At 44.6% G+C, this 12,921-nt stretch carries 13 protein-coding genes; all 13 read left to right on the top strand.

The features are described from left to right. Positions 1-15 precede the first annotated feature (15 nt). Positions 16-1,419 carry an AAA family ATPase gene (locus B9T34_RS05770; RefSeq protein WP_086212217.1) on the top strand — a complete coding sequence of 468 codons (1,404 nt, stop codon included), beginning with the start codon at positions 16-18 and terminating at the stop codon, positions 1,417-1,419. Then, the gene (locus B9T34_RS05765; protein WP_086212216.1) at positions 1,419-1,970 is read left to right on the top strand and encodes a hypothetical protein; all 552 of its coding nucleotides are present in this window, start codon (positions 1,419-1,421) and stop codon (positions 1,968-1,970) included. The genes B9T34_RS05770 and B9T34_RS05765 overlap by 1 nt, the downstream gene beginning before the upstream one ends. Positions 1,971-2,314: 344 nt before the next feature. Further along, positions 2,315-3,316, top strand: a complete 1,002-nt coding sequence (locus B9T34_RS05760; protein WP_086212215.1) for an ornithine cyclodeaminase family protein — start codon at positions 2,315-2,317, stop codon at positions 3,314-3,316. Between the two features lie 108 nt (positions 3,317-3,424). After that, positions 3,425-4,444, top strand: a complete 1,020-nt coding sequence (locus B9T34_RS05755) for a dihydrodipicolinate synthase family protein (protein WP_086212214.1) — start codon at positions 3,425-3,427, stop codon at positions 4,442-4,444. A gap of 24 nt (positions 4,445-4,468) precedes the next feature. Beyond that, positions 4,469-5,962: an NAD-dependent succinate-semialdehyde dehydrogenase gene (locus B9T34_RS05750; RefSeq protein ID WP_086212213.1), complete on the top strand. Its 1,494-nt coding sequence runs from the start codon at positions 4,469-4,471 to the stop codon at positions 5,960-5,962. A gap of 157 nt (positions 5,963-6,119) precedes the next feature. Beyond that, on the top strand, positions 6,120-7,064 hold the full coding sequence (locus B9T34_RS05745; RefSeq protein ID WP_086212212.1) for a VOC family protein: 945 nt from the start codon (positions 6,120-6,122) through the stop codon (positions 7,062-7,064). Positions 7,065-7,165: 101 nt separating this feature from the next. Then, on the top strand, positions 7,166-8,572 hold the full coding sequence (locus tag B9T34_RS05740) for an aromatic ring-hydroxylating oxygenase subunit alpha (protein ID WP_005009944.1): 1,407 nt from the start codon (positions 7,166-7,168) through the stop codon (positions 8,570-8,572). Beyond that, entirely contained in the window at positions 8,573-9,070 is a 498-nt protein-coding gene (locus B9T34_RS05735) for an aromatic-ring-hydroxylating dioxygenase subunit beta (protein WP_086212211.1), read from the top strand. 36 nt (positions 9,071-9,106) lie between these two features. Next, positions 9,107-9,322 (top strand): ferredoxin, encoded by a 216-nt coding sequence (locus tag B9T34_RS05730; protein WP_005009939.1) that lies wholly within the window; start codon positions 9,107-9,109, stop codon positions 9,320-9,322. Between the two features lie 11 nt (positions 9,323-9,333). Further along, positions 9,334-9,870, top strand: coding sequence for a VOC family protein (locus B9T34_RS05725; protein ID WP_086212210.1), 537 nt, complete (start codon positions 9,334-9,336; stop codon positions 9,868-9,870). 164 nt (positions 9,871-10,034) lie between these two features. Next, a complete protein-coding gene (locus tag B9T34_RS05720) occupies positions 10,035-10,817 on the top strand; it encodes a 2-keto-4-pentenoate hydratase (protein WP_086212209.1) in 783 nt (260 codons plus the stop codon). A gap of 22 nt (positions 10,818-10,839) precedes the next feature. Then, positions 10,840-11,808: an acetaldehyde dehydrogenase (acetylating) gene (locus tag B9T34_RS05715; protein ID WP_086212208.1), complete on the top strand. Its 969-nt coding sequence runs from the start codon at positions 10,840-10,842 to the stop codon at positions 11,806-11,808. Between the two features lies 1 nt (position 11,809). Further along, a complete protein-coding gene (gene dmpG / locus B9T34_RS05710; RefSeq protein ID WP_086212207.1) occupies positions 11,810-12,838 on the top strand; it encodes a 4-hydroxy-2-oxovalerate aldolase in 1,029 nt (342 codons plus the stop codon). Positions 12,839-12,921 lie beyond the last annotated feature (83 nt).

Below are 12,921 nucleotides of genomic sequence, written 5' to 3'. Positions count from 1 at the left end.
ATTTAGGGAAATATAATGTCGAATCAAGGTAATACAGCTTGGACATTTTCAATCAAAAACCTTGGTAATCTTGAAGAAGGTAAGATTGAGGTCAAACCACTTACCTTACTTTGCGGACCCAATAACACAGGAAAAACGTGGGTAATGTATACCCTTTACGGTTTTTTAAATAATCGTGATATTAATAATTTGACTGGGGTTGATCAAATCGTTATCTCTCTTAAAGAAAATGGTCTATGGGAATTTGATCTAGAAGAATGGCTTAACGAAAACTTTAAAAACACATTAAAATCAATAGAAAAAACAATAAAACATAAGTTACCTAGCATATTTAACTCGGAAAATAGTTTATTTGAAAACTCTGTATTCAGTTGGGAAGTTTCCTTAAAAGATATTATTGAGAGAAATAAATCCGAGCACTTTGAGTTCGAGTTTTCTTTAGGTTCAAAGCAAATTCCAGCTTTTAAAGCTCTTAAAGAAAAAGATAGTCATATTATATCAATGACACTCATAAAAGATTTACCTAAAGAAATTTTAAGTGATGTTATTAGTTCGTTAATTTATGACTATTTATTAGGAAAAAATGCACAAGACCAAACAGCATTTCTAATACCTGCAGAAAGAAATGGTTTACACCTTTTTTATAGAGAATTAAGTAGTAGAAGAACAGCTTTATTACATCATGCGTCTAGAGATGAACTAGACTTACATCTATTGCTGAAGGATGTTCTTGGCTCTAAATATGCTAAACCTATTGCTGATTATATAGACTGGTTGAATGATTTAACTAATATCAAAAAAGGTGCAGAAAAAACCAAATATCACGATTTAGCTGAAGAAGTTAAAAAGCTAATTGGTGGTAAATACAATATTGATGCTGAAGGTAATATTACTTTTGTGCCTAAAAAGAAGAGAGGCGGTCCAACTGCTCCAAAAATGGATTTACATTTATCTTCTTCTACGGCTAAAAGTCTGTTTGGTCTTTGGTTTTATTTGGAATATCAAGCCAAAGAAAATAGTATTTTGATGATAGATGAGCCAGAACTAAATTTACATCCGAGCAATCAACGATTGGTTGCTCGCCTAATCGCAAAAATGGTCAACAAGGGATTAAAAATAGTAATAAGCACACATAGTGATTATTTTGTTAGAGAATTAAATTCCTTGATCATGCTAGGTGAAAATAATGGTAATCAAGTTGTTAAAAATCAAATACTTAAAAAATATTCTATAGATAATGAATCATTGTTAACTAAAGACCAAATTGGTGCGTATGTTTTCGAGTGTGGTCTTCTTAAATCTATGGAAGTTAACCAAGAAGGGATAATTGCTACAACTTTTGATGAGCAAATCAATTTGTTGAATGATAGTAGTGACGATATTTACTATTCATATGTGCTAGGTGAAGGTTCTGAATAATGCCAGTAACATTAACCCAAGCATTTGAACAAATTATTGAACCAAATTATAAACTTGCACGATCCGGAAATATGTTTGAAGTTGAAGAAAAATCTTTAAGTTCAACAAATAAATTTTTAAAAATAGGTGGTTGTCAGGGTTTTGGATTTTCTTTAGATCAAGATGGTCGCCATCCTTGGGGATTTATTGTTGATGGACCTTTAGAAGGCATTGTTAGTGTATGTGATGGAATAATTCTCCTTAATTATCAGAATGAGAATTACATTATCGTTTTAGATCTTAAATCTAAAAAAGCAGGTACAAAAGCATTTAAACAAGTTAACTCTGGGATTTATCTATGTGAATGGCTATGTAGTTTATTGAAGCTAAATAAGCATCTGATAGAGGAATACAAATTTATAGGAATTGTATGTAAAACAAGAGGTAGTGTATCTAAGAAGACCTCGAGGAAAGGTTTAAATGCGGAGGTAAACAGAGATTATGAAATACCACTAGTAGTCATTTCTAATCCCGGAACAATTCATATTAAAGAACTTCTACCTCTTATTTAGTTTTTTTAGACTTAATCAGATTAGAATCATTTATATAGTATTTTTACTATTAACATAATACACGTTATACGAAATTACTTTTTTATTTCATATAATTCATGATCTTATGTTGATCTTAAAAGCCCAATCCTGACTGATTGGACTTTTCTATGGGTTTTTATAGTTTTCTGTTAAATAAGTGATCAATTATCCAGAATATTGCTTAGAAATTTTTTCTATCTTTTAACTCAAACATTCATTTCACACTCATCCATTTTATAGATATCTGCTTTACACCTTACATGCTAGCTCCGCATATCTCAGTTCAGTACATTAGAAAAAAATGACTGAAACGGAGTTCAGCAGTGAACCACGCACACCATCCAACCTTATTTATCAATGATGATAATGTCGCAGAATTGGCTACTTGGCCAAATGCGATTGAAGCACTCAGCGAAGCCTACAAACAGCCAATCTCAGCAGCAATGGTACCGCCACGAACTATGGCGCGCGGTGAAGGTTTTTGGCTGCGCAGCTTATGTGCAGTATCACCATCTAAACAATACATGGGCTGCAAACTCATTGCTGCAAGCCCAAAAAATAAAAAAGCCAGCTATCTCATTTCATTGTTTGACCAAGACACCATGCACCTTGCTGCACTCATTGACGGCAACCGTATTACAGACATCCGTACCGCAGCCAGTTCAGCTGTTGCAGTCAACGCATTGGCGGCAGCCGACAAACTTGATATTGCAGTTCTTGGTTCAAGCGCATTGGCACGCAGTCATTTACATGCACTTAATGCCACAGGCCGTATTGGCAAAGTCCGCGTGTACAGCCCAACACAAGCCAACCGTGAAAAATTGGCGCAAGAATTTGCAGAACTGTATGGCTTAGACATACAGGCCGTATCTAGCCCAGAAGAAGCGGTAAAACATGCCAATGTGGTGGTGTGCGCATCACGCAGCCGTGACGGCGGGCCAGTTTTTGATGCAGCGTGGCTAGAGCCGGGCATGACCATTGTATCCGTCAGCTCAACTTTGCCAGAACAGCGCGAACTGGATGTTGCCACTATGCAAGCTGCGCATCTCATTGTGGCGGATATGCCAGAAGAAGTGTTGCACGAAACAGGTGATTCACTGGTGGCGATTCAAGCTGGCTGTGATGTAGCAGCAAAAACTGTATCGCTGTCAGATGTGATGACAGGTCAGGTGCAAGTGCGCCAAAAGCCAGAAGACATTGTCATTTACAAATCTGTCGGTTCAGCACTGCAAGATATCGTGACTGCAGAAATGCTGCTGCGCAATGCCAAAACCGCAGACCTGTACCAAGAAATGCAAGACAGCATTGTCACCATTGACCGTTAAAAGACGGTGCATTAAACAGCACTGTATTTGGCTGAAAAAATTTAGATTTAAACGTGATTTATTTAAAAAATATTGATTAAGCAAGTAAAAAGGATAAGGAGTTTCAACATGGCGAATTACAAACGTGAAGATGCACGCGCGTGGGCAAAGGAACATTTAAAGGGCTGTTCATCGGTCACCATTCCAAGCTATAGCCAAGATTTAAGCCGTTTAAACGAAAAAGGGATTCGCCACGATATCCAAAAAGTCATCGACCTAGGCTACACCTACACACTGTTATGTACAGAAGTTGCGATTACGCCTGAAGAAAATGCACAATTTACCGCATGGGCAAAAGATCAGGCAGGGGACAAACTCGGCTTATTCTTCCACGCAGGTTTCGGCACATTAGAAGAAAATATCCGTGCGGTGAAATTGGCTGAAAAAGCAGGTGCAGATATTGTCTTGCTGTCTTATCCGTCAAACTTCTGGCCGACCTCTGAACAAGACATTTATGACTATACCAAAGCATTCTGTGATGCGACGGATTTAGGCGTAATGCTGTTTGCTATTCCGCTTTGGGGCTTTGAACGTGTCCATCCGCAAGGCATGTCACCTGAATTGATTCAGCGTTTAATCGACGATTGTCCAAATGTCGTGTCACTTAAAGCAGAGCAAGGCTTCCCGCACATTGCTGGTTTAATCGACAGCTACGAGCGCTTTAACGATCAGATCGTAGTGACCTGCCCAATTGAAAGTGACGTGATTCCATTGCTTCGTTATACCGATATGCAATTCTCAGGAACCAGCTATACACAGTGGATGGGTGATCATTTTGTAAAAACCTTTAATCTAGCCAAAGAAGGCAATTTTGATGAAGCGATGAAATTGTACTGGCAAGCTCAGCCTGCACGCGGTGCAGTGGGTGCAGCGACAGGCGCTTATATGCCAGGTTCAAACTATATCAACCGTGCACACTGGAAATACATGGACTGGCTGGCAGGCTTTAACGGCGGCCCATTACGCGCACCAATTGCCCGTATTCCAGACCGTCAAATGAAAGTGCTGCGTCAAGGACTGGTTGCATCAGGCTTGCCATGCACCAATGATCCAGACAGCGAATTCCTGAAAGGCCGTTTCCCTGAATAAGGCGAAGAATAAAGGATTTAAATTATGAACAGCATTGCACAGATCAATCCTGCGGATTTATTAAAAGATCCAAGCCTTTGGAAAACAGGCGCATTTATTAATGGTCAGTGGCTGCAAGAAACTGCACATGGCACTTACAGTTTAAATAACCCTGCAACGGGTTTAGAGCTGGTGAAACTGCCGCGCTGTAAGGAAGAAGAGACCAATACCGCCATTGCCACTGCGCAAATGGCCTTTGAAAAATGGCGTAAAACCACAGCTAAACAGCGTTCAGAAATTATCAACCGCTGGTATCAATTGGTAGTGGAAAATAAAGAAGACTTAGCCACCATCATTACTTTGGAAGAAGGCAAGCCTTTATCTGAAGCGCACGGTGAAATGGATTATGCCTCTTCATTCCTGCAATGGTTTGCCGAAGAAGCAAAACGTATCCGCGGTGATGTATTGCCTGCGCCTAAAGACACCCAGCGTATTGTGGTGCTGAAACAGCCGATTGGCGTTTGCGCAGCCATTACGCCTTGGAACTTCCCAGCGGCAATGATTACCCGTAAAGCAGGCCCTGCACTGGCAGCAGGCTGTACCATGGTGGTGAAACCTGCCAGCCAAACGCCGATGACGGCTTTGGCCTTGGCTGAGCTTGCACGCCGCGCTGGTGTGCCAGACGGTGTATTTAGTGTGCTAACAGGTAACGATACACGCATTATTGGCGGCATTCTGACCTCGCATCCGTTGGTTCGTAAAATTACTTTTACAGGTTCAACAGAAGTGGGCCGTACTTTGCTGGAACAGTCAGCAGCCACCATTAAAAAATGCTCGATGGAATTGGGCGGCAACGCGCCATCGATTGTGTTTGATGATGCAGACTTGAACTTAGCGGTAGATGGCGTGATTGCCTCTAAATTCCGCAACACGGGTCAAGCGTGTATTTCTGCCAACCGTATTTATGTGCAAGATGCCATTTATGACGAATTTGCACAGCGCCTCGCGGCAAAAGTGAAAGAGTTAAAAGTCGGCAATGGCTTGGAAGAAGGCGTGGTTCAAGGGCCACTGATTGATGCTGGCGCAGTGGAAAAAGTGCAGTCGCATATTGCCAATGCTGTAGAGCATGGTGCATCTGTGGTGTGCGGTGGACGACGCAGCGAATTGGGCGGTTTCTTCTTTGAACCGACTGTTCTGACCAATGTCACCAAAGACATGGTGATTGCGCATGACGAAACTTTTGGTCCTGTCGCGCCACTCATCCGCTTTAGTACAGATGAAGATGTGATTGCGCAAGCCAACGATACCGAATTTGGTCTGGCTGCATACCTTTATAGTCAGAATGCCGCGCGTGTATGGCGTACTTCAGAGGCTTTAGAAGCAGGCATGATCGGTATTAATACGGGTTTAATTTCGAATGAAGTTGCACCATTCGGCGGTGTGAAACAAAGCGGTTTAGGCCGTGAAGGATCGCATTACGGCATCGATGAATTCTTGGAAATGAAATACATGTGCTGGGACGGATTGCTCACAGGCTAAGTCAATAGTCAATTAGCACTATATCTACTATTGGATGTTCAGCCATATGGACACAATGCTGAATATCCGATAGCCGATGCATGATGCAATCAAACGGCAACATAAAAAGATCAAAGTAATACGCGTATTCCTAGGAATGGAATACAGGAGTAATGGAATGAATATTATCGGGATTGATCAGCTGATTTACGGTGCAAATGATTTGGCCGCATCAGTGAAATTTATGCAGGACTTTGGCTTGACCGAAGTGCCGAACCAAGCCTTTGGACGTTATTTTGAAACCTTGAATGGTACAGGTATTTTGGCCGCTGAAGCTGAGCATGCATCATTGCCAGCGAAACTGCCGTCGATGAGCCAGCTGCGCAAAATGGTTTATGGCGTAGCAGACCAAGCCACTTTAGACGCCATTCAAGCAGAACTGAGCACAGACCGTGAAGTCAAGGTGCTGGACAACGGCGCTTTAGAGACCATTGATGATTCAGGCATTACGATTGGTTTTCAAATCAGCATCCGCCGTGAATTGAATCTTCCAGCTGAAAAAATCAATGCACCAGGCGCTGCACATGAACGGGCCTTGAATGTATTAGGTGTAGATCATTCTATTGAAATTCAGCCGCGCACTATTGCACATACTGCGGTATTTGTACCCGATGCAGCGAAAGCTGAAGCGTTTTATGTGAAACGTTTGGGTTTCCGTGTCAGTGACCGTTTAGGCGGCGGGCCATTCCTGCGTTCTGGCGGCACAACAGACCACCACACCCTGTTTTTAATTCAAGCGCCTGAACATATTAAAGGTGTAGAGCACATTTCATTCCACCTTTCAGGTCCAAGCGAATTGATGCTGGCAGGCCAGCGTTTCCAAAAAGCAGGGCATGAAAGCTTCTGGGGGCCGGGCCGTCACGGTTTAGGCTCGAACTGGTTCTGGTATTTTGACGGCCCACTCGGCTGCCGTTTTGAATACGACGCCGATATGGACCAGCTGGATACAGACTGGGTGCCGCGTGAATTGCCATTGCATGAAGACAATGCGCAAGCTTACCTGCTGGAATTCCGCAAGCAGAACTGGGCGCCATTTAATGGTCCTGCGAAGAAAGCAGGCTAATCGGTTTATCTCAACATTTTAAGTACCAAGCGAATTTACTGTCAGATCAGTTTTTTGATCTGACCGCCAGGCAGGCATAACAAAAATGGAAGGAGAGTCACATGTTCAAGTACATTCAAGTGACAGCAGGAAGTGATGAAGATTACGTAGACAATTTATGTGATCGCGTTGAGGCAAGCATCAATAAAGGCTTTTTGCCGATTGATATCTTTAATGATGATGCGGTATTCCGTGCCGAAATGGAGCGCATTTATACCCGCAACTGGATTTTTATTGCACATGAAACTGAAATTCCAAATTCGGGTGACTATGTACTGCGCCGCTTAGGTTTAGATAAAGTCATTGTGACTCGTGACAGCGAAAATAAAATTAATGTTTTGCTGAATCATTGCCGTCACCGCGGCACAGAAGTATGTCATAACGATAAAGGCAATGCCTCTAGCTTCAAATGCCCGTACCATGGCTGGGTATATAAAAACAACGGCGACTGGATGGGCGCGCCGCACATGAAAGATGCTTACGGCGGCAAGCTGGACGCGAAAGAGTGGGGACTTCTTCGCGCAGCCAAAGTTGAAAGCATTTACGGTTTTATCTTTGCGTCGCTAAATGAAGATGTACCGCCATTACGTGAATATTTAGGCGATACCGTTTGGGCTTTAGATGCTATTTTCGGTATTCATCCAGACGGTGTACGTTTGCTTAAAGAGCCTGAACGCTTCCAAGTCAAAGCAGACTGGAAAAGCGGCGCAGAAAACTTCTGCGGCGATGCTTACCACGTGAGTACAGCCCATTTATCGGCAGCAAGTTCAGGCTTTATTCCAAGTGTCAACCAAGTGAGCACACATGCTTCGGGTTATGACTTTGGCAACGGCAACAGCTTCATTGGACATGATCTTTCTGGCATGGTGGGTATTCCATTGCCAAACTGGGGTTATCCGCCAGAATTGCAAGCCAATTTTGATCTTTCAAATTTAGATGAAGTTCAAATTAAAATGATCAAAGAAGTGCCGCCAACGATTGGCACGATTTTCCCGAACTTCAGCTATATGCGTCTGCCGCATCCGCCTGCACCAGGTGAAATGCCAATTCCATTTACCAATATCCGCATGTGGCAGCCTGTTGCGCCGGGTGTGATGGAGCTGTGGAATTACGAGTTTGAGTTCAGCTTTGTACCTGAAGCCTATGCAGAAAAAGCTTATGCAGCTGGGCAATATGCTTTCGGTTCAGGCGGTATTTTTGAAGCAGATGACACCGCAGTTTGGGAAGGTATTGCCAAAGGCGCGCAAAGCCCGTGGATGCGTAAAGAGCAAGTGAATTTGCACTATAGCCAAAAGCAATTGGGTAAAGATCCAGAGTGGAAAGGCCCAGGTGAATTCCATCCATCAATTTATGGCGAATACTGCCAAATTGGCTTCTGGCGCCGCTGGTTAAAAGAAATGCGTGAAGGCAAAAAAGCCAAAGAAACTTGCCTAGCGGATGAAAATGCGCAGCAAAAAGGAGTGGCATAAATGGATTTTACAACTCGCGAAACTGTACATAACTTTTTAGCGCAAGAAGCGCTATTGCTGGATGAGCGCCGTTTTGACGAATGGTTTGCGCTTTTGGATGATGAAATTGTCTATGAAGTGCCGCTGCGCATCAGCTCACTTCATTATAAAGACGAATTCCCAGGGAATGCGTACCGCATATTAGATACAAAGGCGCACATCAAAGTACGTATTGACCGCATGGCGTCTGGTCAGGCTTGGGCGGAAGTGCCGCCGTCACGGACTTTACGTGTTATTGGCAGCGTGATGATAGAGCCGACTGAGCAGGCGGATGTGGTGAATGTACATAGCGCAACCATCATGTACCGCCAGCGCGGCCATGACGAGCAGGGCGATATTATTCCTTACCGCCGCGTAGATACTTTAAAAATCACTGAGCAAGGCGCGCGTTTGCTGAAGCGCAAAGCGGTATTGACTGAAGCGGTGCTGCGTACACCCAACCTTGGCGTATTTTTATAAAAAACAACACCATATTTGATTTAAGGATGAAATCTCATGACACAGAAAATTGAAGTCATTTTAGACAGCAAACAATGCCAAGGTTACGGTATGTGCCTCATGTCTGAGGATATTTTTGAAATTCCGCAAGGCAGTCAAGTGGCTCAGCTCAAGCTACATATGGTGGATTTAGACCGTGAAGATGAAATTAAAGAACTGGCAAGTGCTTGTCCAGCTCAAGCGATTAGTTTTCGCATTTTAGAAACAGCATAAGGAGCATTTAAATGTCACAAGTCAATGCAATGCTCAGCAAGCGTTTTGATCAAATCTGTTTTGTCGTAGAAGACTTACAGCAGGCTATGGATTTTTTCAGTAAAACCAATGGTGTGGAAGTGTGGAACGTGGCTGAAGGCCTTTCTCAAACGCAAAAAGAGAAAGAATATTATGGTCAGCCGGGTGACTTTCAGTTCAGCTGCGCTTATGGCTTTGCCGGCGAGACTTTAATTGAGCTGGCGCGCCATGACGGCGGTCAAAGCGTGTATAAAGACTGGCTGGATGATAAAGGCAAAGGCCCGCATCACATTGGCTTCCGCCAAAAAGATGCTGAAGAATATGCGCAGGCTGAACAGCATTATACCGATTTAGGCATCAAAAAAGCCATGGCAGGCTTCTTTGAAGGGCCATTCGGCAATTGCCGCTGGGCCTATTTTGATACCCGTGATCAAATCGGCTGTTTCACAGAACTTTATTATGTGGATGGCGAATTGAACGACCGCATGGCTGAATTAAAAAGCGGTAAAAACGTCAGCATTACCGACTAAAACAATTTTAGGATTCCAGCTGTCCTCAGCGGCTGGAATTTTTCAAATCTCAAACGCGGTCAAACTGCGGCAATAACCCAATCAATAATGAAATAAGCGTTAACTGCTTAGGGGTTCCCTTTGCCTAAATTTTGCCAAGCGCATAAAGAATAAGGATGATCACCATGCCACAAGCTGCGGAACATTTTGCACAGGCATTATTTGATGCAGAGCATTCCAGACAAGCCATAGCTCCGATCCGAGCAGCACTGGGCGAACACGCCACAGTAGATAATGCCTATGCCATTCAGGACATCAATACTGAACGTGCTTTAAACAGCGGCCGGCGTTTGGTGGGCCGAAAAATTGGCCTGACGTCAGTAGCTGTGCAGAAACAGCTGGGTGTGGATTCTCCAGACTTTGGCATGCTGTTTGCCGACATGGCCTATGGTGACGGTGAAGCGATTCCTCCAGGCAAACTGATTCAGCCGAAGGTTGAGGCGGAAATTGCTTTAGTGCTGAAAGCCGATCTGACACAAGCCCAGCATACTTATGCCGACATTATCAGCGCGACTGATTATGCCTTGGCCGCCATTGAAGTGGTGGATAGCCGGATTGAAAACTGGAAAATTTCACTGCTGGACACGGTAGCTGACAATGCATCTTCGGCCGCATATGTGCTGAGTTCTCAGCCTGTACAGCTGGCAGATGTCGACTTAGTGAATTGCAAAATGCAGATGATGCGCGCAGGTGAGGTGGTGTCGGAAGGCATCGGCAAAGCCTGCTTAGCCAATCCTTTAAATGCCGCAGTCTGGCTGGCGGATGAAATGGTCAAGCGCGGCCGTCCCTTGCAAAAAGGTGATCTGGTGCTGACGGGCGCTTTGGGGCCAATGGCGGTGGCCAATCCGGGTGATGAGTTTCAGGTACAGATTGAAGGTTTTGGCTCAGTCACGGCTGTATTTGCATAGATACATTGATAAGGAAAACAACATGTCAAAAATTAAAAGCGCCATCATCGGTTCAGGCAATATCGGCACGGATCTGATGATTAAAATCATGCGCAATGCCAAATATGTCGAAATGGGCGCAATGGTTGGGGTTGATCCAAACTCTGACGGTTTGGCCCGCGCTGCGCGTTTTGGCTTTGAAACCACCGCAGAAAGTGTGGAAGGTTTACTGAAGCTGCCATCATTTAAAGACATTAAAATTGTCTTTGATGCGACCTCAGCAGGTGCACATGCGCATCATAATGCGGTTTTACAGCAGCATGGCATTCAGGTGATTGACCTGACACCCGCTGCCATTGGCCCTTATGTGGTGCCTGTGGTGAATCTCGATGAGCATATGGATGCGCCAAATATCAACATGGTGACCTGCGGCGGGCAGGCGACCATCCCGATGGTGAAAGCGGTTTCCCGTATTGCCAAAGTGCACTATGCCGAAATCATCGCCTCAATCGCGAGCAAATCTGCAGGGCCGGGTACGCGCGCCAATATTGATGAATTTACCGAAACGACTTCTAAAGCCATAGAAGAAGTCGGCGGCGCGCAAAAAGGCAAAGCCATCATCATTATGAATCCAGCAGAACCACCTTTAATTATGCGTGACACAGTGTATTGCCTGGCAGAGTTGGGTGCGGATCAAGAGGCGATCCGTCAATCCGTTAAAGAGATGGCAGATGCTGTGCATGCCTATGTGCCGGGTTACCGCTTAAAGCAGGAAGTGCAGTTTGAAGAGTTCGGTGCAGACCGTCCTTTGAATGTTTCAGGACTGGGCAAACTCACAGGCTTAAAAGTCTCGATCTTCCTTGAAGTGGAAGGCGCAGCGCATTACTTACCCGCTTATGCAGGCAACTTAGACATTATGACCAGTGCAGCATTGGCAGCAGCTGAACGCTTTGCTGAAACCCATCTTAATCAAAAGCTAGACTCAAATTCCATAACAGCAGAAGGAGCATAAAATGATAGATCCGCAGCGTAAAATTTATGTTTCTGATGTGACCTTGCGTGACGGCATGCATGCCATCCGCCATCAGTATTCTCTCGATCAAGTCCGTCAAATCGCGCGCGCTTTAGACGAGGCAGGTGTCGACAGCATTGAAGTGGCGCATGGTGACGGCCTGCAAGGTTCCAGCTTTAACTATGGCTTTGGTGCACATACCGACCTAGAGTGGATAGAAGCGGTTGCCAGTGAAGTCAAACAGGCCAAAGTGGCGACATTGCTATTGCCGGGCATTGGCACCATTCATGACTTAAAAGCGGCTTATGATGCAGGCGCACGTGTGGTGCGTGTAGCAACGCATTGTACTGAAGCAGACGTGTCTAGGCAGCACATTGAATATGCGCGTGAACTGGGCATGGACACGGTTGGTTTCTTGATGATGAGCCATATGAACACGCCTGAAGGCTTGGCGCAGCAGGGCAAGCTGATGGAAAGCTATGGCGCAGAGTGCATCTATGTGGTGGACTCAGGCGGCGCAATGAATATGTATGACATTGCAGACCGTTTCAAAGCCATGAAAGATGTGCTCAAGCCAGAAACTGAAACGGGCATGCATGCGCATCACAATCTTAGCCTCGGTGTTGCGAACAGCATTGTCGCGCTTGAGCATGGCTGCAACCGAATTGATGCCAGCCTGACCGGCATGGGCGCAGGCGCAGGCAATGCACCGCTGGAAGTGTTTATTGCAGCCGTACAGCGTATGGGTTTGAACCATGGCTGTGATGTGAAAAAGCTGATTGATGCCGCCGAAGATATTGTGCGTCCATTGCAAGAACGTCCGGTACGAGTCGACCGTGAGACTTTGGCGCTGGGCTATGCAGGTGTGTATTCAAGTTTCTTACGCCATACCGAAACCGCTGCGCAGAAATATGGTTTATCAGCATTCGATATTTTGGTTGAGCTGGGCAAGCGCCGCATGGTGGGCGGTCAGGAAGACATGATCGTCGATGTCGCGTTGAATATGCTGAAAGAACAGCAGGCAAGTTAATTTATTACACCATTTAATTAGATTTTTATTAAAATTAAAGCAGTCGAAAACGACTGCTTTTTTTGATGCTTTGAAAGTGAGTC

Source organism: Acinetobacter sp. ANC 3813 (genome assembly GCF_002135435.1).
Lineage (GTDB): Bacteria > Pseudomonadota > Gammaproteobacteria > Pseudomonadales > Moraxellaceae > Acinetobacter.
The sequence above is the reverse complement of the archived record's forward strand: the minus strand, read 5'-3'. Positions and strand labels throughout refer to the sequence as shown.